Source organism: Brevibacillus schisleri, from assembly GCF_055685845.1.
Genome location: NZ_JBVNDM010000001.1, coordinates 5,536,385 through 5,562,376 on the forward strand (window position 1 = coordinate 5,536,385; position 25,992 = coordinate 5,562,376).

The 25,992-nt window shown below is 46.9% G+C and carries 29 protein-coding genes and 1 riboswitch; of the genes, 11 read left to right on the forward strand and 18 right to left on the reverse strand.

What is annotated here, in order from left to right; all coding sequences use genetic code 11:
- The first annotated feature begins 10 nt into the window (after positions 1 to 10).
- From proC to ACUUHJ_RS26335, 4 genes are all read left to right on the forward strand, one after another.
- Positions 11 to 853, forward strand: a complete 843-nt coding sequence (gene proC, locus ACUUHJ_RS26320) for a pyrroline-5-carboxylate reductase (RefSeq protein WP_472300410.1) — start codon at positions 11 to 13, stop codon at positions 851 to 853.
- A 78-nt stretch (positions 854 to 931) separates the two neighbouring features.
- Positions 932 to 1,738: a hypothetical protein gene (locus tag ACUUHJ_RS26325; protein ID WP_289674507.1), complete on the forward strand. Its 807-nt coding sequence runs from the start codon at positions 932 to 934 to the stop codon at positions 1,736 to 1,738.
- 104 nt (positions 1,739 to 1,842) lie between these two features.
- Complete coding sequence (locus tag ACUUHJ_RS26330; protein WP_015893140.1) at positions 1,843 to 2,163, forward strand: ferritin-like domain-containing protein; 321 nt, start codon at positions 1,843 to 1,845, stop codon at positions 2,161 to 2,163.
- A 13-nt stretch (positions 2,164 to 2,176) separates the two neighbouring features.
- Complete coding sequence (locus ACUUHJ_RS26335) at positions 2,177 to 2,509, forward strand: spore coat protein (RefSeq protein WP_015893141.1); 333 nt, start codon at positions 2,177 to 2,179, stop codon at positions 2,507 to 2,509.
- Between the two features lie 41 nt (positions 2,510 to 2,550).
- Here ACUUHJ_RS26335 and ACUUHJ_RS26340 read toward each other — a convergent pair whose 3' ends face one another.
- Positions 2,551 to 3,999 carry an aminotransferase-like domain-containing protein gene (locus ACUUHJ_RS26340; RefSeq protein ID WP_472300411.1) on the reverse strand — a complete coding sequence of 483 codons (1,449 nt, stop codon included), beginning with the start codon at positions 3,997 to 3,999 and terminating at the stop codon, positions 2,551 to 2,553.
- Positions 4,000 to 4,146: 147 nt separating this feature from the next.
- Here ACUUHJ_RS26340 and ACUUHJ_RS26345 point away from each other — a divergent pair, with 147 nt between their 5' ends.
- The 3 genes from ACUUHJ_RS26345 (at position 4,147) to ACUUHJ_RS26355 (ending at position 6,487) form a co-directional block, all read left to right on the forward strand.
- On the forward strand, positions 4,147 to 4,761 hold the full coding sequence (locus tag ACUUHJ_RS26345) for a LysE/ArgO family amino acid transporter (protein WP_472300412.1): 615 nt from the start codon (positions 4,147 to 4,149) through the stop codon (positions 4,759 to 4,761).
- An 82-nt stretch (positions 4,762 to 4,843) separates the two neighbouring features.
- Complete coding sequence (locus tag ACUUHJ_RS26350) at positions 4,844 to 5,461, forward strand: DUF47 domain-containing protein (protein WP_289674510.1); 618 nt, start codon at positions 4,844 to 4,846, stop codon at positions 5,459 to 5,461.
- Between the two features lie 18 nt (positions 5,462 to 5,479).
- Positions 5,480 to 6,487, forward strand: coding sequence for an inorganic phosphate transporter (locus ACUUHJ_RS26355; RefSeq protein WP_472300413.1), 1,008 nt, complete (start codon positions 5,480 to 5,482; stop codon positions 6,485 to 6,487).
- Positions 6,488 to 6,596: 109 nt separating this feature from the next.
- Here the strand turns inward: ACUUHJ_RS26355 and ACUUHJ_RS26360 are convergent, their stop codons facing one another.
- The 3 genes from ACUUHJ_RS26360 to ACUUHJ_RS26370 are packed head-to-tail and all read right to left on the reverse strand — an operon-like array spanning position 6,597 to position 10,228.
- Positions 6,597 to 8,054, reverse strand: a complete 1,458-nt coding sequence (locus tag ACUUHJ_RS26360) for a hypothetical protein (protein ID WP_472300414.1) — start codon at positions 8,052 to 8,054, stop codon at positions 6,597 to 6,599.
- Positions 8,035 to 8,577, reverse strand: coding sequence for an RNA polymerase sigma factor (locus tag ACUUHJ_RS26365; RefSeq protein ID WP_472300415.1), 543 nt, complete (start codon positions 8,575 to 8,577; stop codon positions 8,035 to 8,037). The genes ACUUHJ_RS26360 and ACUUHJ_RS26365 overlap by 20 nt, the downstream gene beginning before the upstream one ends.
- Before the next feature lie 16 nt (positions 8,578 to 8,593).
- A complete protein-coding gene (locus tag ACUUHJ_RS26370; protein WP_472300416.1) occupies positions 8,594 to 10,228 on the reverse strand; it encodes a YcdB/YcdC domain-containing protein in 1,635 nt (544 codons plus the stop codon).
- Positions 10,229 to 10,478: 250 nt separating this feature from the next.
- On the opposite strand from ACUUHJ_RS26370, the gene ACUUHJ_RS26375 reads away from it, so the two are divergent.
- Positions 10,479 to 10,868: a cupredoxin domain-containing protein gene (locus ACUUHJ_RS26375; protein WP_016742915.1), complete on the forward strand. Its 390-nt coding sequence runs from the start codon at positions 10,479 to 10,481 to the stop codon at positions 10,866 to 10,868.
- Here ACUUHJ_RS26375 and ACUUHJ_RS26380 read toward each other — a convergent pair.
- The 3 genes from ACUUHJ_RS26380 to panE all read right to left on the reverse strand — a co-directional run bounded on the left by ACUUHJ_RS26380 (position 10,858) and on the right by panE (position 14,071).
- Positions 10,858 to 12,078: an MFS transporter gene (locus ACUUHJ_RS26380; protein ID WP_289674517.1), complete on the reverse strand. Its 1,221-nt coding sequence runs from the start codon at positions 12,076 to 12,078 to the stop codon at positions 10,858 to 10,860. The two genes, ACUUHJ_RS26375 and ACUUHJ_RS26380, sit on opposite strands and share 11 nt — an antisense overlap.
- 67 nt (positions 12,079 to 12,145) lie before the next feature.
- A complete protein-coding gene (locus tag ACUUHJ_RS26385; protein WP_472300417.1) occupies positions 12,146 to 13,081 on the reverse strand; it encodes a 4-hydroxy-3-methylbut-2-enyl diphosphate reductase in 936 nt (311 codons plus the stop codon).
- A gap of 60 nt (positions 13,082 to 13,141) precedes the next feature.
- Positions 13,142 to 14,071 carry a 2-dehydropantoate 2-reductase gene (gene panE, locus ACUUHJ_RS26390; RefSeq protein ID WP_472300418.1) on the reverse strand — a complete coding sequence of 310 codons (930 nt, stop codon included), beginning with the start codon at positions 14,069 to 14,071 and terminating at the stop codon, positions 13,142 to 13,144.
- A gap of 225 nt (positions 14,072 to 14,296) precedes the next feature.
- Here panE and glnA point away from each other — a divergent pair, with 225 nt between their 5' ends.
- Positions 14,297 to 15,715, forward strand: a complete 1,419-nt coding sequence (gene glnA, locus ACUUHJ_RS26395; protein ID WP_142497002.1) for a type I glutamate--ammonia ligase — start codon at positions 14,297 to 14,299, stop codon at positions 15,713 to 15,715.
- A 121-nt stretch (positions 15,716 to 15,836) separates the two neighbouring features.
- Positions 15,837 to 16,550, forward strand: a complete 714-nt coding sequence (locus tag ACUUHJ_RS26400) for a L,D-transpeptidase family protein (protein ID WP_289674521.1) — start codon at positions 15,837 to 15,839, stop codon at positions 16,548 to 16,550.
- Between the two features lie 22 nt (positions 16,551 to 16,572).
- Here the strand turns inward: ACUUHJ_RS26400 and ACUUHJ_RS26405 are convergent, their stop codons facing one another.
- The 6 genes from ACUUHJ_RS26405 to ACUUHJ_RS26430 form a co-directional block, all read right to left on the reverse strand.
- Positions 16,573 to 16,857 carry a hypothetical protein gene (locus ACUUHJ_RS26405; RefSeq protein WP_064201553.1) on the reverse strand — a complete coding sequence of 95 codons (285 nt, stop codon included), beginning with the start codon at positions 16,855 to 16,857 and terminating at the stop codon, positions 16,573 to 16,575.
- 72 nt (positions 16,858 to 16,929) lie between these two features.
- Positions 16,930 to 17,061, reverse strand: coding sequence for a YjcZ family sporulation protein (locus ACUUHJ_RS26410; RefSeq protein WP_081437273.1), 132 nt, complete (start codon positions 17,059 to 17,061; stop codon positions 16,930 to 16,932).
- Between the two features lie 154 nt (positions 17,062 to 17,215).
- Entirely contained in the window at positions 17,216 to 19,729 is a 2,514-nt protein-coding gene (locus ACUUHJ_RS26415) for a S8 family serine peptidase (RefSeq protein ID WP_472300419.1), read from the reverse strand.
- A gap of 224 nt (positions 19,730 to 19,953) precedes the next feature.
- On the reverse strand, positions 19,954 to 20,355 hold the full coding sequence (locus ACUUHJ_RS26420) for a hypothetical protein (protein WP_472301244.1): 402 nt from the start codon (positions 20,353 to 20,355) through the stop codon (positions 19,954 to 19,956).
- Between the two features lie 177 nt (positions 20,356 to 20,532).
- A complete protein-coding gene (locus tag ACUUHJ_RS26425; protein ID WP_472300421.1) occupies positions 20,533 to 21,087 on the reverse strand; it encodes a delta-aminolevulinic acid dehydratase in 555 nt (184 codons plus the stop codon).
- A 200-nt stretch (positions 21,088 to 21,287) separates the two neighbouring features.
- On the reverse strand, positions 21,288 to 21,782 hold the full coding sequence (locus ACUUHJ_RS26430) for a hypothetical protein (RefSeq protein WP_015893160.1): 495 nt from the start codon (positions 21,780 to 21,782) through the stop codon (positions 21,288 to 21,290).
- A gap of 198 nt (positions 21,783 to 21,980) precedes the next feature.
- On the opposite strand from ACUUHJ_RS26430, the gene ACUUHJ_RS26435 reads away from it, so the two are divergent.
- On the forward strand, positions 21,981 to 22,442 hold the full coding sequence (locus ACUUHJ_RS26435) for a DIP1984 family protein (RefSeq protein WP_472300422.1): 462 nt from the start codon (positions 21,981 to 21,983) through the stop codon (positions 22,440 to 22,442).
- Positions 22,443 to 22,726: 284 nt separating this feature from the next.
- Here the strand turns inward: ACUUHJ_RS26435 and ACUUHJ_RS26440 are convergent, their stop codons facing one another.
- The 5 genes from ACUUHJ_RS26440 to ACUUHJ_RS26460 are packed head-to-tail and all read right to left on the reverse strand — an operon-like array spanning position 22,727 to position 25,631.
- A complete protein-coding gene (locus ACUUHJ_RS26440) occupies positions 22,727 to 22,891 on the reverse strand; it encodes a hypothetical protein (RefSeq protein WP_172801895.1) in 165 nt (54 codons plus the stop codon).
- 55 nt (positions 22,892 to 22,946) lie between these two features.
- Positions 22,947 to 23,795 (reverse strand): energy-coupling factor ABC transporter ATP-binding protein, encoded by an 849-nt coding sequence (locus ACUUHJ_RS26445; protein WP_472300423.1) that lies wholly within the window; start codon positions 23,793 to 23,795, stop codon positions 22,947 to 22,949.
- Positions 23,792 to 24,589: a cobalt ECF transporter T component CbiQ gene (gene cbiQ / locus ACUUHJ_RS26450; RefSeq protein ID WP_472300425.1), complete on the reverse strand. Its 798-nt coding sequence runs from the start codon at positions 24,587 to 24,589 to the stop codon at positions 23,792 to 23,794. The genes ACUUHJ_RS26445 and cbiQ overlap by 4 nt, the downstream gene beginning before the upstream one ends.
- The gene (locus tag ACUUHJ_RS26455) at positions 24,586 to 24,870 is read right to left on the reverse strand and encodes an energy-coupling factor ABC transporter substrate-binding protein (RefSeq protein ID WP_016742903.1); all 285 of its coding nucleotides are present in this window, start codon (positions 24,868 to 24,870) and stop codon (positions 24,586 to 24,588) included. Before ACUUHJ_RS26455 ends, cbiQ begins: the two co-directional genes overlap by 4 nt.
- Positions 24,867 to 25,631 (reverse strand): energy-coupling factor ABC transporter permease, encoded by a 765-nt coding sequence (locus tag ACUUHJ_RS26460; protein ID WP_472300426.1) that lies wholly within the window; start codon positions 25,629 to 25,631, stop codon positions 24,867 to 24,869. Before ACUUHJ_RS26460 ends, ACUUHJ_RS26455 begins: the two co-directional genes overlap by 4 nt.
- 142 nt (positions 25,632 to 25,773) lie before the next feature.
- Positions 25,774 to 25,967: riboswitch (cobalamin riboswitch) on the reverse strand.
- Positions 25,968 to 25,992: the final 25 nt, after the last annotated feature.

A 25,992-nucleotide genomic window follows, 5' to 3' on the forward strand; every position in this document is an offset into this window, starting at 1 on the left:
GGGAATCATCATGAGCAACCAAGCAACAGCGATTACAGAAGGGCGGATCGGTTTTCTCGGTGCAGGCTCGATCGTGGAGGCCATGCTTTCCGGTATCGTAAAAAAAGGGTTACTCCCTTCTGAGCGTATTTCCGTTACGAACCGCAACAATATGGAGCGTTTGGAGCAGTTGGCAAATGACTACGGAGTAACTGCTACTCAGGACAAATTTGACGTAGTCCGTTCTTCCGATATTTTGATTTTGGCTATCAAGCCGAAGGATGCCGCAGAGGCTTTGCTGGATTTGCGTGGGGTCGTTCGTTCCGACCAATTGATTATCTCGGTAATCGCTGGCGTCTCCACCAGCTTGATCGGAGAGTGGCTCGGTGCAGAGTGCCCGATTATCCGCACGATGCCCAATACATCGTCTGCGGTTGGTTTGTCTGCTACCGGACTGTGCGCGAATCCTTTCGTCCAGGAAGAGCACCGCGAGCTGGCTACCAAACTTTTCGAAGCAATTGGCACCGTATATGAAGTCGCCGAGGAAGAGCTGGACATCATTACTGGATTGTCTGGAAGCGGCCCTGCTTATATTTACTATTTGGTAGAGGCCATGATGGGGGCAGGTGCCACAGCGGGACTGGATCGGGAAATGGCGCGCCAATTAACGCTGCAAACCGTGATTGGCGCAGCACATATGCTGCTCGATACACGCGAAGAGCCTTCGATTCTCCGCCAAAAAGTAACAAGTCCGGGCGGAACGACCCAGGCAGGGCTGGAAGTATTGGAAGCCTATCAGTTTCAGGAGGCTGTCACGGCAGCCATCCTGCGTGCTGCCGAAAGATCGCGGGAGATGGGGGCACAATACCAGTAAAGTCGTTTTGTCCCTCCTTCTTGTCATGTATAATAAAAAGGATCAAGCATAGTCGAGAAAAATGACGAAGGAGGTCCCATGGAAATTTACGCCTTGTACGGCACCAGTGGAACAGGAAAAAGCACCAGTGCATTAGAACTTGCTCACCGAATGAACATCGACGCCATTATTGATGATGGCATCCTGATTTACCAGGGACGCAAGGTGGCCGGAACCTCTGCCAAATATGAGAAGACAAAAATTCAGGCGGTAAAACGAGCTATTTTTCATTATAAGGAGCACGCTGAAGAAGTACGGCGAAGTCTTGGCGAGATTCAACCAAGCCGACTACTCGTGTTAGGAACTTCGCAACGGATGATTAGTCGTATCGTCGAAGCGCTGCATTTGCCTTTTCAGGTGGACTTCATCCCGATTGAATCCATCAAGCCTCCGCAGGAAATCGAGGCTGCCCGCTACGTGCGGGAAACAATGGGCAAGCATACGATACCGATTCCTCGTGTGGAGGTAGAAAAAGATTTCCTCCAGCGTCTCATTTCTTCAGCCCAACAGATTTTCAGCTCGAAAAAAGAAGTCATTGGGGAAACAACTGTGGTTCATCCTCCATTTTCAGGTGGACGTATCATGATTCATCCCCAGGTGTTGCGAAAAATCGTTGAAGCGGCCTGCAACCAGTTTGGCGAGGTCCAGCATGTGGTCAAGATCGTCTCCAGCTTTGAAGATTTACCTCGGTTCCAGGTTTCGATTGCTCTTCAATTGCCTTACATGACAAATATTCCAGCACTTATCCATGCCCTTCAATCTACGTTGTACAAAGAAGCTCACTATTGTCTCAATATCGCTCCCGCCAGCATCGACATCGTCGTTTTATCGCTGGAGCTAACCTAATCCGGTCCTTTGCGACCGGATTTTTTTTTGGCTGCAATCCTCAGGGGTTGCATCCTAACTTGTTGCTCATCCTATACATGATTCCATCTGAAAGGAGCAACCTTATGCCATCCATCCTGTCTTCCAAGCCCTTTGCTCAAGCTCCGATTCCCGAACCGCCTAAGGTCATTTCGACAAAGGACTTGAGCTATCTCAAGGATGCTTTGTCATGGGAACTGATCGCTTTCAAAAAGCTGCATGCTTTTGCACAGCAAGCTACTGATCCCCAGGTCAAGCAATGTCTGGAACAGCAAGGACAAATGCACCAGCGACACTACCAAAAACTGCTGAGTCACCTGCAAAACAACAACACCGCAGTGATGGCGACCATTCCACAGATGCAGTCCCAGCAACAGCAATCACAACAGCAACAACAAATGCAGTAAGGGAGGAATCGGGATGCCAAACCAAAACCAGATCGCCAATCCACAATCCGGTCAGCTGCCACAAGTAAAAGGTCCGCAAATGAACGATCGTGATTATCTCAACGATTGTTTAGCTACCTGCAAATACTTGACAGATAACTTTAACATCGCTGTTCGTGAAGCCAGCCACCAGCAGCTTTATGATGACATGCTGCAAATTTTGAATGAAACCCATCAATCAGCCCGCGATGCTTTCAATCTCATGTTCCAAAAGGGATGGTACAAGCTAGAGGCTGCCGAGCAACAAAAACTCCAGCAAGCTTATCAGCAGTTTAGCGGGTACTCCACACAGTTCCCTTATCATTGATATAGCAGTAGACACCTGACCCTAGCAGGTGTCTTTTTTTGTTACCCCCTACCACGCAGGAGCTGCGCTATTACATATAACGCCTTTTCCATGTCGGCTTCTTCTGCGTACACGTAGGACAAGCGAAGATGATGACTATCCGTCTGATCATAAACAAAGCCCGGATTTAACAGGACCCCTTTTGCCAGTGCTTCCGTAAAAAGCTTGCGCATAGAGACTGCCTGATGCAGACGCAGCCAGATATAAAAACCGCCATGCGGAATATGCCAATCTGCGAAATCGCCAAACCAGCGAGTAAGACATTCGCACATCCTGTCCCTCCTGTAACGCAGAGCTGCTCTAAGCTGATCCAGATGCCGGGAATATCTATTGCTTGTGAGCCATTCTGTCGCCACCCATTGGGAAATCGCACTTGCTCCGTAGTCCGTCTGCATTTTTACATCCGCGAGGCGTTCTATGACTGGCTCAGGACCTACAATCCAGCCGATCCGCAGCCCTGGACTGAGCGTTTTGGACAAGCTGCCCAAATATAAGACTAACCCGCTCTGATCCCTCGCCTTTAACGGCAATGGCCCCGGTTCGTCTAACCACAATTCTCCATAAACATCGTCTTCCAATACAGGCAGCCTCTCCCGCTCGCATGCAGCCAGCACTTGCTCCCTTCGGTTCTCTGACATACTAATCCCAGTCGGATTGTGGTAAGCCGAAATCGTATAGAGGAGTGCTGCGTTATGCGCCTGCTTTTGTCTCGTTAACACTTGGGGAGAGATTCCTTCCGCATCCATCGGTACACCAACCAGACGCATTCCCGATGATGGAAACAAAGGCAGAGAGAATAAATACGAAGGCTGTTCGAGCAAGATGGCAGATCCACGGTGAAGGATGCCAATCGATATCAACTGCAAGGCTTGAAGGGCCCCCGAAACGACCAGAATAGACGCTGGTGAAGCCTCGATCCCCCTGCTCCGCAAATGATCGCTGATCGCTTGGCGCAAAGGCAACAGCCCTTTTGGCTCCGAATATCCGAGATGAGTCATTTTGCCCTGCAAGCTAGCCATGACCGCTTCCATCTCCGCAACAGGAATCAAGCTCGGCGACAGCTCACCAGTCCCTAAACGAATGTACCTCGGGTCTGGCTCATAACGATTGATATCCTGAATCGTCGGCGAATTGGGTAGATGTGCTCCTGCTTGCACGTAGCCCAGCCAATTGGGTGGCGGCGCGGTCGTCAATAAGGACCACGTGTTGTTACTGACGACGGAGCCACTACCTACGGTTGCTTCAATGAAACCATCCGCTTTTAGCTCTTCCAACGCCGTCACCACCGTACTGCGGTTTACCTCAAAGGCTTGCGCCAACGCTCTTTGTGTTGGCAATTTACTATTGATCGGCCACTCTCCACCTGCAATTTTCCCCTTCATATACGCTACGATCTGCGCGTAGATCGGTATGTCAGATGATTTGTCAGGCTTCCAGTCTATCGTTAGCACAGGCACATTCCTCCTCTTCTGATCATTGTACAAATTGGTTGGTTTAGATGTAAACCAATTGGCTGGAGACAACAGATTCACAACCGTGAATAATGACAGTAATGCAAATGGCCTTTGCATCGAGAGAGAAACGGGGAGGAAACGATCATGCTGGAAGCGATTTTGCACGGTTTTGTGCTTGCTTTTGGGCTTATTTTACCGCTCGGCGCACAAAATGTTTTCGTTTTTAATCAGGGGGCTCTACAACCTACATTGCTTCGCGCCATGCCCGTCGTACTGACTGCGGCACTCTGCGATACCCTGCTCATTTTATTAGCGGTATTGGGAGTCTCTTTGGTTGTATTGACAGTCACATGGCTGAAAACGGTGCTATATGTCATCGGTTTCTTCTTTTTGGTGTACATGGGATATTTAACGTGGCGTAGCCGTCCAGATACTGAGGCTGGAGAGAAAGAGCGCTTTTCGGCCAAAAAACAAATCATGTTTGCGGCCTCTGTCTCTTTGTTGAACCCGCATGCGATTCTCGACACGATCGGGGTCATCGGCACCAGCTCACTCAGCTATTCGGGAACAGAAAAGTGGAGCTTTACTGTTGCCTGCATCCTCGTATCCTGCTTCTGGTTTTTCGGCCTTTCTGTAGCTGGTCGTACAGCAGGACGATTGGACCGGTCCGGAAAATTGCAGCGTGGCCTGAATATGATTTCGGCTGTGATTATGTGGGGAGTGGCCTTTTATATGGCGGCCCAATTACTCATCTCGTAAAGAGTTCATGAAAAAGTGAATAATCCCCATCCCCTCCACTCAAAATACTCCTATTCGGGTTTTCGAAGTGGAGGTTTGTTTAATGCTTTTTACCAAATCGGATGCACTCTTGGATGACTTGTATGAGATTGCGAAAAATGTGCATCAGACGGCGATCTATTTTAATGAATACAAAATCACTTCACTGGAGACTGTCAAAACCTTTTCTACAGAGATGAAGGTGTACGAAACAAAAGGCGACAAGCTCATCCATGAAATCATCGTGCAAATCAACAAGACATTTATTACCGCAATCGAGCGTGAGGACGTTCTGGACCTTGCCGTCAAGCTGGATGATGTGCTGGACGGATTGGAGTTTTGCGCTTCGCGACTCTATATGTACGATATCATGGAACCAGATCAAACGATGGTACGATTCGGTCAACTCATCGAAGAAGCTACCAAGCAAATTCTTCTCGCCATCGAACTGCTTCAAAAGCAAAAGTTGTCCGCCATGAAGGAGTACATCATCCGCATTAACGATTTGGAAAGCGAAGGGGATGAATTGGTGCGGAGCAGCATTCGGCAATTGTTCAAAACCTCAAGCGATCCGATTCACATTATGCAGCTCAAAGAGGTTTACGAAGTGCTCGAAGATGTCATGGATCATTGCGAGGATGTCGCGGATGCGATGGAATCCGTGATCATGGGCAACTCTTAAGCAAGGAGACCTACTTTCATGTATACGAGCCTTCCCCTTGTGATTGCCGTTATCATTTTGGCTGTTTTCTTTGATTTCATCAACGGGTTTCACGACACTGCCAATGCCATCGCAACCACCGTATCCACCAAGGCTCTCCCGCCTAAGATTGCCATTGGCCTGGCGGCTATCATGAACTTTATCGGTGCCCTGACATTTACTGGGGTCGCCAAAACTATTGGTGGAGATATCGCCGATCCAACCAAGCTGGAATTCGGTGTACTTGTGGTCATGGCTGCTCTCTTGGCTGCGATCCTTTGGAATTTGATTACGTGGTGGTACGGTATCCCCAGCAGTTCGTCTCACGCTCTCATCGGCTCACTCGTAGGGGCAGTCCTCGCTTCCGCCGGGAGTGCGCAAATCAACTGGACTGGTTTTTTAAAAATATTCCAGGCACTTATAGTGTCACCGGTTATTGCGCTGGTTGCCGCTTACCTCATGATGAATTTGGTTTATTTCATTTTCAGTCGAATCATGGTTCCTCCTACCAAGGTCAACCGGGGATTTCGCTTCTTTCAGATTTTCACGGCGGCCCTGCAATCCTTTACACATGGAACGAATGACGCACAAAAAGCGATGGGCATTATCGTGTTCGCTCTCGTTGCCGCTGACCTGCATACAGATACCAGCACGATTCCTTTCTGGGTGCAGTTCATTTGTGCCCTCGCGATGGGCTTGGGAACCTCTATCGGAGGCTGGAAAATCATCAAGACGGTCGGGGGCAAAATCACCAAGATTGAACCGATTAATGGAGCCACTGCCGATCTCACTTCGTCTTCGATCATTTTTACCTTTACGCAGTTAGGCTTGCCTGTGAGCTCTACCCATGTCATCTCTTCCGGGATCATGGGGGTCGGTGCAGCCAAACGGCTAAAAAGCGTCAATTGGGGTGTTGCCAAACGCATCGTGATCACCTGGTTTATTACGCTGCCGATTTCTGCCTTTCTCGCAGCGGCCATTTATTTGTTGTTACATGTATTTATCTAAAAGCAAAAGGGACGAGTAACAGGCTCGCCCCTTTTTTCTGTTAGCCGAATGAATAGCCCAAGTAAGACTAGCGCGGAGAACCGTATCTCAAATAGGCAGCCCGGTCGTTTTATTGTTTCACCTGGTACACCAGATAGGGTCTTGGCGTCCGTTTTCCGTTTAATTCCGGCCAAACATAAAGCAGTTCCAGGGAGGGACGATTCCCCTTGTTAGGCTCTGTAGAAGCTTTTTCTATCTCTGAAAAATTCCCTTCCAGGCCTACTACCTGTCTGCTGGTGCTATCCACCCAAACCTTATACTTGTGACTCTCCGCTCTTGCTCCTTGTGTAATGGCAATGAAGTCTAGCCTGATTGCTGAGTCTTCCACCGCCGAGCCCTCCATTGCAAGCTGTGTGATTTGTCTTGGCAAATAGTACGCCAGTTTTTTGACACCGATTTGGGCTGCTTCTGCTTGGGACAGCTCCGGGGAAGTATGTGACTCCGTATTTGTTTTCATCCGATACGCCAGCAGTTGACCAGATTTCTTGGCAAACCTCGCAGTAAGATAAGTAGCATCTGTCATTTTCCACGTATATTCCATGTACGATTCGTGTTCTTCTGTTGATAATGGACGGTTATCCCCTCCGATACGTACACCGAACTCTTTCTGGATCAGAGTGGCTATCTCCTCATCTGAGTTGGCCATGAGCAGCTTACCTTGTGCCTGAATCGGGATGAGGCTATAGCTACCAGTTGCTGCCACGCTCTGAAAGCGATGATCGAGGACTTCCCCGTTCAATGCGTTGATATAGCCTGCAAAAGTCGCTACTTCTTCTTGCTTCAAACTGGCTGTCAGCCTTTGTACTGCTTCCTCTTTGGAAATTGCTTTTTCTGGATTGGGAAATAGCGAGAAATCCGCTTCTACATCGAGATTCTCTTCCATGACCATTCCCGCTGGTGTTCCATCTGACTCCAAGTGAACCTTCACGACACTGTCGGCGAACGGTATACCGTTAATGACGCGTTGAAAAACAGCCGTATCTTTTTCCAGATGGTTAGAAGCGAGTTGATATTGCTTACTTTTATCGCCTAATTTCTGCTTCATATATTGCTCGACAGACAGCATTGGCGTATTGCTTGGCGTGGTTGCCGTTTTGGGCAGTGTTTGGCTTTTTGGGAGCGATTGTGATTGCGTAATGACACTCTGTTCTTTCTGTTTGGGCTGTTCTTTCACCTGGCTTATTTTCCGCTGCTCGGCAACAGGAGGAATATTCCTTTGCTCCGGTATGTCCTTCTCTTTTGCCAGTGAAGGCACATTCTCTGCACGCTGCTCCGTACGTACACTGCTGGCCCCACCTGGTGCTTCTTTTCCGTCAGGCACAGCTACCAAGAGAGCCAGTACGATAGTTGCAGCTGCACCTCCTGTCATCGACAAGATACGTCCCACTTTTTTCCTCTGCTTCATCTGCCTTGCCTGTTTAACCAGCGTCTGATCCAAATAGGTGACAAATTCCTGACGAGGGGGTGGGTCTTGCCTTCTTAACCCTCGCAGTTGGACCGTCAGCTTCTCATCCTCTAGCCCACTCATTTAGGAAGCCCCCTTCCTCCATATCATCCATCATTTCTTTGACCAGCTTTAATGCCCGATGGGTGTTTACTTTCACCTTGGATTCCGATACACCCAGGATTTCTGCCGTCTCCTTGACGCTGTATTCCTCGATGCAGCGCAGAATCAGAACCAGACGATAATGGGGCGCTAGCTTTTGGATCGCTTGCTTCAGCTCACGAACGTTTTCCCTCTTGGTCAGGACGTTTTCCGGACTCCCTTCCTTGGTCGCCAGCTTCATCAGCCAGTTTTCTGAGAAAAAGGACTTGACCTTCTGCTTGCGATGCTGGTCGATCGCCGCATGCTTGGCAATGGAGAAGAGCCATGTTTTCAGAGTGACTCTGCCATCAAATCCGGCGAGCCCTTTTAACACTCTCGTAAAAACCTCCTGCGTCAAATCCTCGGCATCATTCTGGTTGCCCGTAAAATGGAGCAGAAAGTAGTAAACGTCCTGATAGTGAGCATGATAGATCGCGCTAATCCGCTGCTCGATATCCTCCTGCACGGGTTAGCCTCCTGTCTTAGTACGGATTGTAATGAATTTCACCTGTAGTAGTAAATTTGCCGGTTAGGGCATCAATTTCTCGGTGGTCTAGAGATATAGCTGTTCTGTACACCAGAATGGGTTGATAGTTTCGGTTATCCGACTCAATATCGACATCTGATGTGAAATATTGCAGCTCCAGTGGACGCACTTTCAAGTATTCCTTTAGCGCCTGCTCATGTGATACAGCCTTTTTGGGGTCAGGCAGAATGAGTGGTTCCCAAGATACATCCTCCATATGCAGACCTATCACCTCTCCCGTGATACGGTCTATTCTGATAAAAATCTCATCATCCAGAACGGGAATCCCTTCGTGCACATTTACAAACCTGAAGCCCTGCACAGCGCCTCTCTGTTGAAACTCTGCTTTCCCAATCGGCATCACTTCTTTTAATTGCTTTGGTCCGTACTTTTCCAGCGCAGCAATAGCTAGTTTCATCGATTCTTCTGGCGTTAGCCATTTCTTTCCGTTTGGATCTTCTTTAGGGAATTTTATTTCTTTCTTTCTCTTGTCAACCACACGGTAGCTCATGAATCGTCCTGTTTCTTCCTCCGTTTCAATTTCAGCATCAAAGTCTTTATTGATTTCATGTGTATATTTCTTACCTTTTGTATCTTCAGAAATGCCTTCTTTTATTTTTTCAGCTTTGCTCTCGATCCCAAAAGCAGCGAACATAGCTGCTGCTTCCTCTGTCGTCTTTACGGTTACTTCCTTACCGACAGGATTCACTCTGACAATGGGATTATATGCACTCCCCGAACCGTTCGCCGAACCGACATAAGGAGGAACTTCCTCGCCTGTTTTGGCATCGATAAATTCCGAGAATTCCGATTTGTATCGTAATGTAGGAGAGCCATACAAGTATTTCTTCGTTTTCTCGTCCCATCTCTCTACTGGCTGTTTCAAATAAAAGAGCTTCAGGTGTTTGGCGAAGGCTTTTTCAGCCTGATCCTTGGATATGGCTTCCTTTGGATCAGCAAACTTCATATTTTCCAAGGCGGGTGCATCGTCTCCAAGATTATATTTATGTAAACCTGATCCTTTCGAAATAATTTCTCCTTTGCTGTTTACGGTTAGACGAACATTTATATTCAGATACGGAAGTCCGTTTACCAATTTTGTAAAATGGGCCTCGTTGTCCCTTGAATAGTTAGGGTTATAGGCAAAGCCGCCCATATCTGGACCATACCATTGTTTCATAAAATCTGTTGCTTTGCTGACTACCTTGTCATGCTCAATCTTCGGCCTTCCTTCTTCGGGAAATTCCTCGTCGTAGCTAAACCAATCGGGATTCCCTTGTTTATCCAAACCGAATTCAAAAGACGGCTTCTTCTTCTCCTTGGACGTTTGCAAGATGATGGTTATATCATTCGTTCCATCATCTTTTTCTAAAATCTTAAGCGTACTGTAAGAAAAATCGGATAAATATGGCAGCCTTTCCTTTACCTTTTGGATTGCAAGCTCTACCTTCCCTTTCCATTCAGGTGTAAGCTCCTTTGCCTTGCTCTCCTCCGCCAGCACTTGACCATTATTCGTCAGATGGATTGGCGTAGTAGCAAGTAAAGTTGCAGTTGTTACCGAAAAAATCACTTTATTCAGCTTTTTCATCATTTACATCCTCCCGTATTTCTTTCAATGTTAATTAATCGCAAGAAATAGCAAAAGGTTACAAAAAATACTAAATAAAAAAAGGCTGTTGAATCAATCATCAACAGTCTCTGATCAAACCCGAAACGATTTTTTCATACGTTTTTCCACTCCTTCTTCAATCGAATAGGGAAAAAGTGTTTATCCCCCTCACTCCGAGGACAGGATAATAGTAACTTCCCATGCTATTGTCCTCAAAGGAGTTGAAAACAAAATGTCTCGTCACTGGTATCGGCAGCTTCGTTATCCCATCATCGCTTTGGCTGTGACATTAACGCTACTTTGGACACATCATCACCATCGCCTGCCCGCTTCGTACGCGATCGCGACACGGACACATACCGTTACGATTTCTAGCGCTGGCTTTTTGCCCAATCAATTGACTGCACACGAAGGAGAGCGAGTCTCGTTGATGATCGTCAACACCGATACGCGCCCTCACAATCTATCCATTCGTGATCTGAACCTTACATCCACAGAATTGAAGCCGACTCAATCGACTCTCTTACAGTTTTCAGCCGCCAAACGTGGTCGGTATCATTTCGTATCTGACGCACCTGGCTATCCGGAAACAGGCTTCCAAGGCATGCTCGTCATTGACTAGCTTGCACTTCTTCGTCTGGTGAGATTTGCTTCCACCGTCCGAATTTTATCATGAGCAGAGGAATGATCCCGATCGTGGTGATGATTCCAAAAAACAAATAAATGGCGAGTACTGAAAACGAATCTTTGATCCACCCTGCTACCAAATTGCAAAACATCGAACCAAGCCCGCCTCCCACCGAAAAGAAGATGGCCAACGCCGTCACCTGAAGGGATGCGGGCGTATTTTCGCGCACAAATTGGGCTGCCGTTGCCAAATAAAAGCCTACTGAAATCCCCTGCACAAAGAACATCGTAATCACGGCTGTCGTACTTGGAGCGGAGCTATACCAAAACCAGCGCATCGCGCAAAAAACCGCTGATAGAAGCAACGTCAACTCCAGTCCCCACCTGCGGACAATATAACCCGCCAGCTTCATAAAAGGAGCCTCACTACCTGCAAACAGCAAGAAGGCAAGACCGATCCCCGCAATGGTCCCTCCGATATCCTGATAAAACAGGGAAAACCAAATATTATTGGCGTTTACAGAGCCCATCATGCAGAACGATGAAATCAAGAACAACGCAAATCGCGGAATTCGTGCCAAATCCCTTATCCCCGCCAGCATACTGACGCGAAACCGCGATGCTTCTGTCACTTCTTCCGGAACCTTCCGAAGAAACAGAATAGCAATCAGAAACGCCAAGCAAAACGAGTAAAAAAGAAAATGTGGCCCCCACTGCTCAACGAGAAGACCGGTGATGAATGCCGCTAGTGCAAAGCCAATTGCTCCCCACAAGCGAATGTCGCCGAACTGAATGCCATGTCCCTTGGCATAGCCGAGAGCCAAGCTATCTGAGATGGGAACGACGGCACTTTGAAAAAACGACAACAATATGTAGAGCAAAAAGACGTAGACAAAGGTGGAGACACCCGTAAAGAGAAGTCCCGTCAAACCCGTGATGATCAATGTCAGAATCAGCACAGTTTTGCGAATTTGATAGCGATCACAGATCATACCCCACATCGGTTGCGCTACTATGGAAACGATCGGCGCGACTGCACTGATGAGACCAATTTGGGTCCCAGTTAGATGGATGGATTCGTAGTATTGCGTAATAAGCGGAGCAAAAGCGCCAAACCCGTAGTAAATAAAAAGATAAAGGGCGCAAAGACTTACGTATCTACCTTTTGCGCCCCCCAGCCCGAAACCGGAAAGTGATTCTGGCATATAACTCTCCTATTTTGAGGTTAATTAACCGTGTAAGAAAACATAACACAGAGCATGCCTACATGATTTATTTTACCGTTGGCAATATTTTCGCCATGTTGACGGTCCGTTTTTTCTCCCATGTAGCCGGGTTGAACTCATCGAACTGCTCCAGGAAGGTGATGACTTCCTTCGTCAATGGAGTCGGCGTCGAAGCGCCAGAAGTAACTGCCACATTTTTCTTTCCACGCAGCCATTCTATGTCGAGCTCTGACAAGTCAGCGATTCGATACGACGGAACATCCGCGATTTCTTCTGAGACCTGTGCCAAACGATTGGAGTTGTTGCTGCGCGGATCGCCTACGACGATACACAAATCTGCATCTCCTACTTGCTCCGCTACAGCCTCCTGACGAACCTGCGTAGCGAGACAAATTTCATTATGCACTTCCACGCCAGGAAAACGCTTAAAAATGGCGTCCATCAGATGTTTGACATCCCATTGACTCATGGTCGTCTGGTTCGTAACGATCAGCTTGTCTGTTGGCAGATCGAGTGCGTCCAGCTCTTCCAGCTTTTGAACCAGATGTACGTGATCCGGCGCAATCCCCATTGCACCCTCTGGCTCAGGATGTCCTTTTTTCCCGATGTAGAGCACATGATAGCCTTCCGCTACTTTTTCACGGATCAGATCATGTGTCTTCGTTACATCTGGGCAAGTCGCGTCGACAATGGTCAAGCCTTTATCGCGCGCTTTCTTGCGCACCTCAGGAGACACGCCATGGGCCGTGAAGATGATCGTTCCCTCCTGAACCTGATCCAAGAGAGCCAGCCGATCCTCTCCATCCAATGTTTTTATCCCTTGTTTTTCAAACGCCTCGACGACGTGAGCATTGTGTACGATCATGCCCAAAATATGAATCGGGCGGGGCAAGTCAAAGTTTTGCGCTGTTCGCAGTGCCAATACCATGGCATCTACCACACCGTAACAATATCCACGGGGGGAAATCTTGATGACTTCCATCTTTACCCCTCCTACTTTTTATAATGCGTGAGCGAAAGACATTTCACCCAATATTATACCTTATTTGTCTCCTGCACGCTTCTGTTCGTAAACCTTCAGATTATTGTAGACAACTTTTAAAAGCGGTGTGGACACGCCTTTTTGTTCTGCTCGCTCCAAGAGGTAGCCTTGAAGATGATCTGCTTCCACCGGAAGACCTTTTTCCATATCGCGCAGCATGGACGATTTCGTTTGAGGACGCTGATTTTGGAAAGTCTCCATTTGTTTATCGACGATATCTTGCTTGATTGGTGCCTCCAAAGCGTTCATGACAGAAGCGATTTCGTCTGCGAGCTGACGTGTCAGCTCTACTCCCCATGCCGATTCCCGGATCGGTCCAACAGCGGAGTTCATCAGTGTGGTAATACCGGAAAACGTCGCAATAAACAAGTATTTGTGCCAGGCTTCCCGTTGAATATTTGTACTAGCACGCATCGTTCCGTTGATCTTGGAAAAAGCTTGCTCCATTCGCTCTACACGCTCACTTTTGCCGCCTTCCCACTCACCGAAAACCGCATCATGAATAGGACTTGTCTGCACAACATCGCCATCAGCATTCAGCGTCGTTTCAATGAAACAAAGACCCCCGAGCACACGCTCCCGCCCAAAACGATCCCACAACACTTCCATATGCGCAATTCCGTTCAGCAGCGGAATGACGACTGTGTCCTCACCTACGTACGGAGCGATGGCATTCACGCTTTCTTCCAGCGTGTAGGCTTTGTTGGATAACAGCACAACATCAAATGGTCCTGCTTCCTCCCCTGCTTGAATCAGTTGTGGCTGCTCCAAAAGCAAATCTCCATGAATGCTCTGAATGCGCAAGCCTCGCTCCTGTAACTGTTTGTACCTACGCTCGCGCACAAGAAACGTTACATCTACTCCCGATTCAACCAGCCTGCCACCAAAATAACCGCCAATGCCCCCTGCTCCCAGTACGAGAACCTTCATCTATACCGCCTCCGCGTTTATAAGTCTTGGTTTGTCTACATTTTATTAGAAAGTAACCATTTTCTAAACCCCACAATATAATGTTAGAAAATCTAACAACAAACGTAAGAAAACTTCTTGACGAACAATTATAACTGTCGATATAATTCAGAATATAGAAACCAAGTAAAAACCGAACATTGATAGTGAATTCATAACTTTAATTCGTGAATGGAGTGAATCTTGTTGGATATGAAAACAGTCCTGTCCACAATTGACGCGGAAAAAGTGGAATATGTAGATTTTCGCATCGTTGACCTGCTCGGCCGCCAACACCATGTCACCGTTCCTGCCTACGCGGTAGATGAAGGAACATTCCGCAATGGCGTCGCATTTGATGGCTCCAGTCTAATCGGCTACAAGTCCATTGAAGAAAGCGACATGGTAGCGATGCCCGATCCGGCAACCGCCTTCATCGATCCTTTCGTAGAAGCCAAAACCATGAATATCATCTGCAACATCGTCAACCCAGACAACACCGTCTACACACGCGATCCTCGCGGCATTGCCCTCAAGGCTGAGGCCTATCTGCAACAATCTGGCCTCGCTACCGCTGCTTACTTTGGCCCTGAATCCGAATTCTTCCTCTTTGACAACGTACGCTATGCCTCTGGTCCGTCTGGTTCCTTCTTCCACATCGATTCAGAAGAAGCTTTCTGGAATACGGGTAAAGAAGGACAAAACCTCGGCTACAAGGTACGCAACAAGGGCGGATACTTCCCTGTTCAACCAACAGACTCTCAAATGGATATCCGCAATGAAATGTGCACGCTGATGACAAAATGCGGCTTGCATGTCGAGCGCCATCACCATGAGGTGGCAACAGCCGGTCAAGGTGAGATCAATTTCCGCTTTGATACACTGACTCGTACAGCAGACAATCTATTGCTATTCAAATACATCGTGCGAAACGTAGCTGCCAAACACGGCAAAACTGCTACCTTCATGCCAAAACCAATCGTTGGTGACAACGGATCTGGCATGCACGTTCACCAAAGCTTGTTTAACGGCGATACCCCATTGTTTTATGAGCAAGGCGGCTACGCAAACCTAAGTGAGACTGCGCTGCATTACATTGGTGGTATTTTGCACCACGCCCCTGCGTTAATCGCCCTGACCAACCCGAGCACCAACTCGTTCAAGCGGCTGGTTCCCGGCTACGAAGCACCAGTGAATCTGGTCTTCTCCAAAGGAAATCGCTCTGCTGCCGTTCGGATTCCGATTGCTGCCGTTACGCCAAAAGCGTCCCGCATTGAGTTCCGCACTCCGGACTCTACTGCTAACCCGTACTTGGCTTTTGCCGCCATGCTGATGGCTGGCCTCGATGGCATCAAGCGCAAGCTCAACCCGCGTGAACTGGGCTTTGGGCCAATGGATAAAAACATCTACGACTTGTCCGATGCGGAAAAGCACGAGATCAAGAGCGCTCCCGCCTCTCTCGCAGAAGCACTGGTCGCATTGGAACAAGACCATGATTTCTTGCTCGAAGGGAATGTTTTCACAAAAGAAGTAATAGAAGGCTGGATTGCACAAAAACGTGGTGAGATTGAACAAGTCGAGCGGACAGTGAATCCAAAAGAGTATGAGCTGTATTACGACCTATAAACAAAGAAACAGCCCTTCTCTGATGAGGAGGGCTTTCACTTTGTCCCGAATAAAATGCTGTTTCCATTCACAAATTAAAGTTGTACTGTGAAAAAAACAGATGATCGGATGAACATAGACAATGGTGAATCGAACGATAACCCACTTGCTCATTTGTTTTGCTGCCATTCTTCTCTTAACTGTTAGCTTTCCAGTAGAAATTGAAATCGGTCAAAAAATTGTTTACGCCGAGCATTCGTTACCAATCATTAGCGACCAAGGGATTTTTACGATTGAGGTTTATCCCAGGAAACACAAGTTAATTGTCAAAAAGCATGGGAAAACAATAAAAACGTATCCCGTTGCCGTTGGTAATCCTTCTACACCTACACCAGTTGGAGAATACAAAGTCATATACAAAGGAAAAGATTGGGGACCCTCATTCGGTCCACGATGGTTAGGTTTAAACGTCCCTTGGGGAATTTATGGCATCCACGGCACAAACAAGCCGTATTCCATCGGACAGCATTTGAGCCATGGTTGTATCCGCATGCGAAATAACGACGTCATCGAACTGTTCAAGATGATTCCACTCGGAACAAAAGTAACGATTTATGGTCATGTATTAGGGGACCTGAGCCACGATCCTAGAGATTTAGCCGAGGGAGACGTTGGTGGAGATGTTCAGCTCATTCAATCTCGATTGAAGAGCGCTGGTTATTATCACGGAATATGCGATGGCAAGTTTCGATCCTCGACAACTGCGGCTCTAAAGAAATTTCAACGGGATCGAAAATTAATACCAAACGGTGTCGTGTCCAGCAAGGTTTACCAAGAGCTGGGATTGCTGGAATAGCTCCAAACAAGATTCATGATCACTACATGAACCTTCTAAACATACTTCCAAGCCCATTTGCTCCTTGGAACGTTCTGAATACCTCGTTTGCTATGCGTACACCATTTAAAATGGTTCCCATATCAAGGTTTAGATTGGAAACCCTTGGCGGTCGAGACTCTTTTCTCGTCCTACGGCTTGTTTTTGCCCACTCTTGATAATACTGACCAAGGGATTCAGGATTTTTTTGCAGCTTTCTGACCGAAACCTTATTTGACTTGAGCCAGTCAGAGAACTCAGGGGTAAAACCATTGATTTTTCTAGCCAATTTTCATCCTCACCTCCATTCGTAAATGAATAATGCAAAGGGATTATATGTCCCTTTGCATTACTTTTTTACCTAACAATCACAACCGACAATTACCAGCAAAATGAAAAGGACCAGGATCAGAGCAAAGTCATCGAAGCCATCAAAGAAACCCATTCTGTCTCCCCCTTTCCTTAGACACACTACTCTATGCGCTTTTCTCATGATTTGCCTGTACCCTCACCTAATAGCAAAAGGACGCAAGCATTTGCCTACGCCCTTTTTCGCAAGTGCCTCCGATTTTATTCGTACATAAAAATAGAGCCCAGAACTCTACTTAGCAGAGTCTGGGCTCAATCTATTACTGGTCTAATTTACTTTATGACCACTTTACCTCTACGGAGTCAATGATCGCTTGTCTTAAGAAGGAGGTGTTATTATTGTTACGGTTCCATTGGAATTTGATTGTTTGGTCACCAGTACCAAGTGCCACAACTTGATCTACATACCATGTGGTGGCATTTGCAGGGAGTGTAAGTTTAAGAGAGCCATTAACGAAAACCTGGAGGTCGCATAATGGAGTTGTACTTTTGGAAGAGTCACATCTGGCATTGAACTTCAACTGCGCAGTAGTTGCACCCGCTGGGACGGAAACGGTAAATTGAGTCGAAGAAGACGCTCCTACAGCTGGTACTGTACTGATAAAAGCGTAAGTGGATTGATATCCTCTAGTTACTCGCGTCCAATCTCCAGAGAAATTAAAGTTCATGTTAGCATCTTCAAAATCTTCCAGGATAGTTGTTGGTGTTACTCCACCGCCACCGCTTGACAAGGTTGTACCATATACTGAGGTACTAGTTGTGGTTCCGTACCCGTTAATCCCGATGACAAAATAGCTATAGGTCGTATTTGCAGAAAGACCTGTGTCTTGATAACTGGTTTGAGTAGTTCCTGCTACGATACGGACACCATTACGATAGATATCATAAGTGGTAGCGCCTGATGCAAAATAGTTCAAGGTTAAGCTAGACGTTGTTGGAGAACTTACTGTCAAGTTAGGAGTTCCAGGAGCAGACCCAGAAGAAGCTAGTGTAATGTTCAATGTAATTGGACCGTATTTTCCTGCTCCATGGTTATAACCGTACACTTTTACGTACACCACTTGACCAGCGGAAAGCGCATATGTGATTTTAGGTTGCGAGCTACCTGCGCCGTCATCATCTTGAGCCAAGATGTTTTGGGAACTGTCTAATAGTTGCATATAAGAATCAAACGAAGCTGTAGTGGTGAATGTGTAACTACCAGTGTTTGGTGCCGTGTATTTGAAGAACAAGTCCTTCATATCCTGCAACGTACCACTTGCAAATGTTCCGGTAATTACGATTGGGTTAATGAATGAGTCTCCAGGATAACTTGCTCCCCCTCCAACTGCAGGTACATCAGACGTAAGTGTATACGAAGTATTTTCTGTAGCATAAGAACTTGGATATACGCTTATATAATACTTCTGATTAACTGCTAATGATACGGTAACAGGAGAAGTTATATCACTGCCTGATAATCGTTTTCCTAAAATATCATAAACGTCTAAATAAACTGTCTTACCTGAACTAGTTACAGAGAAATTGACTATGCCAGTTGAGGATGCTATATACTCGTAGACATTCCCTTTTCTTGGTACTACTGTTCCATTTACAGATGTTCCTGAAAATTTAAAACTATTCACTATTTTCGAAGTCCATGGCGAAACAACCATACCTTTTCCATAAGCAATATCCTTTCCAGGAGCACCGTAATCTATTACGTTTGATTCTATCAAATTCCGCAGCTGATCTGCAGTGTAATTTGGATGCATCTGCTTGTAAAGTGCAGCAAGACCAGCAACATGTGGAGTCGCACAAGACGTTCCTGAAAAAGAGAAGTACTCGGTACTTGGAGTAATGTAGTCTGTTCCAGCTTGATTTGCAGCGCTTGGATATGTTGTTTGGACACCATCTCCGGGAGCTGATACATCTACCTCGGGACCACGACTAGAAGAAGAAGCTATATCACTTGATCTAGTTACTGAACCAACAGCGATTACAAAATCATACTTAGCAGGGTACATAACACAGTTATCTGGGTCTGGATTCTCTGTGTATTGTCCTCCATCAGCCTCATTCATCGCTGCACATATAAACAGTACTCCCTCATTTTTATAAGCAGTTTCCATTGCTGTCTTACGAGCAATACTATCAGTAGAACCGCCGAAACTCATGCTAATAATTTTAACTCCTTGGTTTACAAGCCATTCGATTCCTTTCAGGATAGCGCTACGTTCGAACTTTCCTTTGCCGTCATTATTATCGACTTTTACACCATAAAGTAGACAATCTGGTGCCACCCCTATATACCCCTTGCCATTATTACGTGCGCCAATAATACCTGCTACTCGCGTACCGTGTCCATTGGCATCTGGATCAGCGGAGGTAGATCCGTTAGTATATGCATTGTACTTCCCGGCATATACTAAATCCTCGTGTGGAGCTGCACCTGTATCAATATAGCCTACTTTCACACCTTCGCCCGTATAACCACGTAAATGGAACTCTGTAATACCAGAAACATCATGAGACCACTCAGCAGGACTTTGTGCCATCGCTAGATAGTCAACCTCATCTTCTTCTACTGCAAGTACGTTTGGATCATTTCTCAGATCGTTTAACATTTCTTCGTCGGCATCTTCAATGATAAACACTTGAGGAAATTTTTTAAGCTCAGAGTGTAGCTTTGGCTGTTTAACCTTGCCTATGCCCGCCAACTTCATAGCGCATTTTTCTACATATTTGTTGAGCTTGGCTTTGTTTTTACCATGATTTTCTCCCTTAAATGTAATAATGTGAAGTTTACTCAATTGATTTCAGCTCCTTAGTTTATTTCTTGGTCACAGGCCTAGTGATAATAAGCAAACAGAAAAACCACCCGGCGTCCCGAGTGGCTTGGTTCCTATTTGCTTGTCTCCATTTTATCAGAGAGTCATGTTTGCTTTCTGAATGATCCATTAGTGTAAACTTTTGTAACTAAGTGTCAATTACATCTCCTATTGAAGGACGTGACAGGTTGCGAGGTCCGCTCTCCCTATTGCAGTCCGATTTGCGACTTTACTTGCAGAATTCCGCCTTGGAAAGAAAAATTCGCATTTGCTCCAATCGACCCTTCTCCCTTATACATGTAGACGATCGTGTGTCCTTCCTCTCCCTTTTTCCCAACCTCAGCAAGCAGTTCACCTTCTCCGCCCACTATTTTTTTCACTTCCTCCAAGCTCATCCCATTTTCAATCTGTTCAAATTCACTCTTCGTGATCGTTGCTTTCTCTGTCTCTGCAGGAGCAGTCGCTTCTTGTGTTGGTGTAGCTGGCGCGGTTGCTTCAGCTGGAGCCGTGCCAGCTGGCGTTGTTGGCACAGGTTCTACCGTATTCGTTGATTGCCCGGAGCTACATCCAGCCAACATGATGGCGAAAGCCACTATGAAAAAAGCCATTTTTTTCAAAGAAATTCCCCCTTAATTGAAATAAATCTCTCCTACCATAATCCAAAATATGACTACCAACAAGAATAACAGCCTGACAATTCTCGACAAATACGAATGATACACCCAAGACTCTTCTGGCATAAGAATACAAAAAGAGCCTCGTACAAGGCTCCCTTTGCGTTGTTATTACCCTTTTACATAAAGCTGGTACATCTCAGTTTCTTCATCAGTTGCTTTTGCGATTCGAAAAGCTTCTTCCACGCTTTTCTTGTTTTGAATTACCTCGTAGAAAAAGCGCAGGGCGAACATCAGCGCAGAACTTCCGTCCGGGTAATCATCTGGCCCGATATACGTATGGCAACCACTGTCTAGAAAGGCCTTCGCTAATTCGGGATCACCAAGCGAGCATCCGTTACCTAAAACGATTTTTCCATCCAGCTTGGCAAAACGTCTAACCTCGTCAGGACCAAAATTATCCTTTGGTTCTCCTTCCTCGTAAACGTCCTCGCCCAGCTCTGGCATGATGAAGCTTCCCTCATCGCCATGGAAATTCAGAATAATCATGTCGGTATTTGGGTAGAGGTCGCTTCCATTCAATACATCGATCAAATCGCTTGGTCGACCAATCCAGTACGTAAAAACTCGAGCTCCAAAATACTCAAGTGTATTTCGGATTGCTTGGCTATCCTGGTCCGTATCCGGACCGACTACTAGGGCAACATTCATTTCAGGTTTACTCATTGTGATATTCCTCCATTTTGTTGTAAGTGGTTTTTATTTATGGGTAAACAAAACCATTTACATGGAGGGGGTCGGGCCAACTGGTGAATGGCAAGACGTTACTTCTTAATCATCAAGTAGGAAAACTCCTCTTCAATTGGAATATTTTATAAATTTTCAGTAGTATATCACCCAAAACTTGGCGTGTAAAGTTTCTCTAACTATGCAAATCCTTTTTTGATTTTGGACTTTATGTCACGATACAGCTCCCCGTATGTAATCGCATGCTCGATATGCGAATAGGAAAGAACGGAATCGCCATCCTTGCTCTCGCAGCAAGCAAAGAACAGGCTTTCCATCAGATTGTGATTTTCGATGGAATTGGTAATATGAACGCACTCCTCAATCGAATCCTGAGCGTCATGCTTGTAAAAAAGAAACGTCCCTTCTTTGAACGCCCCTTTTTTATTGGCGTCTTTCCAGATGAGCATGCCTAAGGTAATAAAGTACCCTTCCTGAAAGCGGATGACGCCTGTAATGACCGAATTAATCGTAGTCGGAATGATCGCAATCGAGTCATTGAGCTGATTGACGTATTCATACAACACTTTATTGGATTCTCGAAGATCAGCGATTGGTACATGAAGAAGCTGCTTGTCTCTTAATTTTTCTACGAGTTGCTGAACGCATAGCGTCTTATTCAAAGTTGAAATCACAACCTCATCACTTCCCCCATTGTAAGTAAGTGCCTTCTTTACGTTATTCGTGATGAATGGACATATCCCTACAAAATTCGTACAAATCTTCTTACCTTTTCAGCGGAATTCAAGTTTTCCCATATTTTATTTTTTTTACCACAACCAATCAAACAAACAAGCGTATAAACTATCAGATTGGTTTAGGGGGTTACGGTTGTGAAACTCGCGGAAGCGTTAATCATTCGTGCCGATTATCAAAAGCGAATCGAACAGTTGGGGGACCGCTTGCACCGCAGCGCAAAGGTCCAGGAAGGTGAACAGCCTCCAGAAAATCCTGACGATCTCTTATCTGAGCTGTATCAGTTGTTTGACCAGCTCGAGCATATTGTTCAGCAAATCAATCGAACCAATGCGTCTTGCCGCTTTAACGAAACAATGACGCTCTCCGCTGCGTTAACCAAACGTGATGTTCTCGGTTCAAAACGCAATGAGCTGGCCGACCTGATCAAAGCAGCTACAGTCAAGCATGATCGCTACAGCCGTTCGGAGGTCAAGGTTTGCTCGACTGTTAATATTGCTCAGTTGCAAAAGAAAGTCGACGAGCTGTCCAAGCAGTACCGGGAACTGGATGCAAGCATTCAACAATTCAACTGGTTAACGGAGCTGCAAGAAACCTGACGTAAGAGACATGGAAGTCGGTAGTCTGTCTGCAAAAGGCGAACACGTCCCCATTCAACAGGGTTAATGTTGAAAACTCATTGGTCGGGTCGAGGGGCAACCCTGAGGGTTCAAATCCCTCTCTCACATAAGAAGCCCAGTAATGTGACATGAGTAATGCGTACTTGGTATTGTAACTACCGTGTGTTGATTTTGTCTGACAGACGAGGGTGGGTACGGGGATCATTCCATGTAAAAAAGCCCTTCACGCCTTTATGTGGCGAGAAGGGCTTCTTGGCGCAAATTTACGCCTTTCCTTTTAGGTAATCATCCTTTATCTTCTTTTCCTGTTCAGCGGTAGTCATGTCTTTCTCCAACACTTGATACATCAGTTCATCCTTCACTTGGCGAGGGATTCCTTTTTCCTGATGATTCGGGACAGATGAACTCGAGACAGAGTCATGTTCCATACTGCTTACCTCCATGGCTTTTTGGGGTTAGCTTACCCGAAAGCGCCCACTCCATTCACCACACCCGCTGAACACTTAGCATTTTTCGCAGCTCGTCGACCGAACGTGGAATATTTCCGCCCAACTCTCGCTTCCACTGCTCAGGCAGTGCCTCCCACACATCCACGAGCAACGGCATACCTAGATGAAGGCTTTCCAGCATGTCTCTGTTTTCCAATGCCTCCTGCGGATCTCCCGCGAACACAAGCCTGCCTTCATCCATGATGCAAATCCACTCGGCCCATTCAAACGCAATATCCATATCGTGTGTTGCCATCAAAACAGTCGTTCCTTGCCGATGAATGGCATCGAGCTCCCGCAGCAAATTTTTGGTCTGATAGCGATCCAGATACGCAGTAGGCTCGTCCAATAGCAGAAGCTCCGGCTCCATGACCATGACCCCCGCGAGTGCCAGTCTCCGTTTTTGTCCCAGGCTCAAATGATGAATCGGAGCTTCTGCCAGCTCTCTTAACCCGAATGCATCCAGCACCTTTTCTACCTTTGCCCGGATTACGTCCACGGGCAGCTTCTGATTGCATAAACCGTAGGATATATCTTCCGCGACTGTGCTTGCGATCAACTGATGCTCGGGATCTTGAAAGACCAAGCCTACCTTTTGCGTCATCTCTTGCAATACGGCTCGTTTGTAGACAATGGGTTTCCCCTTCCACAGCACCTGTCCCTTCTGTGGCTCGATAATCCCGTTTCCATGCAAGAACAGGGTCGACTTCCCACAGCCATTCCGCCCCAAAAGAACACATTTTTTCCCCTCTGGAATCCATAAGGACAGCCCTGACAGGACTGGTCCCCGCCCTCCTGGATACGTGTACTGCAAATCGATGAACTCCAACAACCGTGATGTCATAACCGCCAACCTCCTGTCCACCACTCAAGCAGCACCAGCAGGATACAGCCTGCGATTGATTCCCACTCATAGCGGCGCGAGCGGGCATGGGAATGAAACGAGAGCACCTGCATGCTCTCCCCGAAACCTCTTGCCGCCATTCCTTTGTGCAGGGCTTCGTATTTGCGCATCGCTCTGACAAACAATTGCGCAACGAGAACCCCTGCATCCCGAAGTGTCGCCCGGAAGCCGCGATGACCTCCGCGCGAACGTTGGGCAATCCAGAGCTGGTGAGAAATCGTTACCAACACAAAAATAAACCGATACATGATCATTAATAAATCAGTCACAAGAACAGGCATATGAAGCCGCCGAAGCACCTGCAAGATTTCGGCAAACGGCACGGTAAACAAAAGGAAAGCAAAGCAAGATAAGCTCGCCATGGTCCGCCAAAATAAAATCCAAACTTTACTGAAGGAGGACATCGGCACATAGAGCACATACGTACCGAATTCCCATGCTGCCGCGACCTGGACCTGTACTCCTCCTGCTCTCGCCCCTTCAATCAATAGAGCAGGGAGCCCCGCCGCGAAAAACGAGAGTGACACGATCATAAAGGCACAGTAGATACGGACAGGAATACGGGCATACACCACTACCCATATCGTCATCCAAACAACGACCGCCATCTGCATCCATACATGTCCCACCAGGACGAGCAGTAACATTGCACTCGCCAGCAATAGCTTATGAGCTGGCGGCAGATGTTTTAGCCTGTTTTGATAAGAGAGAGAATCAAGCTGCAATCCGTTCATTTTTTCCGTTTATCCAGCCGACCTTTGTACAAGCCCACGGCGTAGCCAACCACTCCCGCTCCCAACGCCGCCTGCACCGCAAACAATAGACTCTCCGTCTCTCCCCCTGGCGGTTCTATCAGCGGTTGAAACCATGGTTCGTAGTTCGGAGCGATTTCCTTGATCGCTTCCTCTGCCACGCCGTCTGCGCCTCCAAATTCCGAGTCCTGCACTAGTAACAGCGGGACAGTAGCCAGTACGATTACCCCCAAGAGTAAAAGCCAGTTCCATCCTTTTTTCACAGCGATTCCTCCCGTTTGAGCAAACGAAGCTGTGTAAGCTCTTTTGCGTTATAAGATAACAACCAGTTCCAAACAAGAACGGTCAACAGACCTTCACTAATAGCGAGCGGTACTTGCGTGAACGCAAAGATTCCTGCGAATTTGGCAAACGAAGCCAACACTCCGCCAGATTCAGCTGGAAATGCGAGTGCCAGTTGAAGCGAAGTCACCACATAGGTAGCGAGATCAGCCAAAGCCGCCGCCGCAAAAACCGCCAGACGCTGACTTCCGGCCACTTTCATGATCAGCCAATAGATTCCGTATGCCACCATAGGTCCTACCACAGCCATGGATACAGCATTTGCCCCTAGCGTAGTCAAACCCCCATGTGCCAAAAGCAAGGCTTGAAACAAGAGCACCATACTCCCTAACACAGACATCGCAAAAGGCCCAAACATAATGGCGCCAAGGCCCGTTCCAGTCGGGTGAGAGCTGCTGCCTGTAACCGAAGGGATTTTCAATGCAGATAAAACAAAGGCAAATGCTCCTGCAACGCCAATAAGGAGCTTCATCTCGGGATGTTCTTTTACAATCTTGTTAATCGAGCGAATCCCAAGAATAAAGAATGGCAAGAACACAGCCCACCAAAATAAGGCCCAGGATAATGGCAAATACCCTTCCATGATGTGCATTGCATGTCCTGTCTCAGGTTCATTGAGCAAAAAATACAAGACAAAGCCCGCGATCATCAAACAAGTAGATACGAGACGAGATCGATTCATGTTTATCCTCCTTCACTGGCTTTCATTCTTTCCTCCAAACAAAAAAATCCCATCCATCAGTGGACGAGATGTGCACACAAAACAACAGACTGACTAGACAGCCTCATTGCCTCGTATTCACCGCTCCTTTCCGCGAAGGTTCTGTGGGTGTGGCTACTAGGTAGGTCTCCTGGCTTCCAGATCCATGCGCTCCTTGTCCTTCCCCATACGAAGATGAGTGGTTTCCTTCTCAAAGAGAGCTCCCTGGTTACAGTGGCGGGACCGCTCGGGACTTTCACCCGATTCCCTGTTACCCTTTATGCGTCACATAAAGGCACCTAACGCCGACTATATGCAATTGACTGACAATTCATGTTTGTCC

Coding starts and splice junctions, on each gene's coding strand:
- proC (WP_472300410.1), top strand. CDS start 11: ATGAGCAACCAAGCAACAGCGATTACAGAAGGGCGGATCGGTTTTCTC.
- ACUUHJ_RS26325 (WP_289674507.1), top strand. CDS start 932: ATGGAAATTTACGCCTTGTACGGCACCAGTGGAACAGGAAAAAGCACC.
- ACUUHJ_RS26330 (WP_015893140.1), top strand. CDS start 1,843: ATGCCATCCATCCTGTCTTCCAAGCCCTTTGCTCAAGCTCCGATTCCC.
- ACUUHJ_RS26335 (WP_015893141.1), top strand. CDS start 2,177: ATGCCAAACCAAAACCAGATCGCCAATCCACAATCCGGTCAGCTGCCA.
- ACUUHJ_RS26345 (WP_472300412.1), top strand. CDS start 4,147: ATGCTGGAAGCGATTTTGCACGGTTTTGTGCTTGCTTTTGGGCTTATT.
- ACUUHJ_RS26350 (WP_289674510.1), top strand. CDS start 4,844: ATGCTTTTTACCAAATCGGATGCACTCTTGGATGACTTGTATGAGATT.
- ACUUHJ_RS26355 (WP_472300413.1), top strand. CDS start 5,480: ATGTATACGAGCCTTCCCCTTGTGATTGCCGTTATCATTTTGGCTGTT.
- ACUUHJ_RS26360 (WP_472300414.1), bottom strand. CDS start 8,054: ATGAGTGGGCTAGAGGATGAGAAGCTGACGGTCCAACTGCGAGGGTTA.
- ACUUHJ_RS26370 (WP_472300416.1), bottom strand. CDS start 10,228: ATGATGAAAAAGCTGAATAAAGTGATTTTTTCGGTAACAACTGCAACT.
- ACUUHJ_RS26375 (WP_016742915.1), top strand. CDS start 10,479: ATGTCTCGTCACTGGTATCGGCAGCTTCGTTATCCCATCATCGCTTTG.
- ACUUHJ_RS26380 (WP_289674517.1), bottom strand. CDS start 12,078: ATGCCAGAATCACTTTCCGGTTTCGGGCTGGGGGGCGCAAAAGGTAGA.
- ACUUHJ_RS26385 (WP_472300417.1), bottom strand. CDS start 13,081: ATGGAAGTCATCAAGATTTCCCCCCGTGGATATTGTTACGGTGTGGTA.
- panE (WP_472300418.1), bottom strand. CDS start 14,071: ATGAAGGTTCTCGTACTGGGAGCAGGGGGCATTGGCGGTTATTTTGGT.
- ACUUHJ_RS26400 (WP_289674521.1), top strand. CDS start 15,837: ATGGTGAATCGAACGATAACCCACTTGCTCATTTGTTTTGCTGCCATT.
- ACUUHJ_RS26410 (WP_081437273.1), bottom strand. CDS start 17,061: ATGAGAAAAGCGCATAGAGTAGTGTGTCTAAGGAAAGGGGGAGACAGA.
- ACUUHJ_RS26420 (WP_472301244.1), bottom strand. CDS start 20,355: ATGGCTTTTTTCATAGTGGCTTTCGCCATCATGTTGGCTGGATGTAGC.
- ACUUHJ_RS26425 (WP_472300421.1), bottom strand. CDS start 21,087: ATGAGTAAACCTGAAATGAATGTTGCCCTAGTAGTCGGTCCGGATACG.
- ACUUHJ_RS26440 (WP_172801895.1), bottom strand. CDS start 22,891: ATGGAACATGACTCTGTCTCGAGTTCATCTGTCCCGAATCATCAGGAA.
- ACUUHJ_RS26445 (WP_472300423.1), bottom strand. CDS start 23,795: ATGACATCACGGTTGTTGGAGTTCATCGATTTGCAGTACACGTATCCA.
- cbiQ (WP_472300425.1), bottom strand. CDS start 24,589: ATGAACGGATTGCAGCTTGATTCTCTCTCTTATCAAAACAGGCTAAAA.
- ACUUHJ_RS26460 (WP_472300426.1), bottom strand. CDS start 25,631: ATGAATCGATCTCGTCTCGTATCTACTTGTTTGATGATCGCGGGCTTT.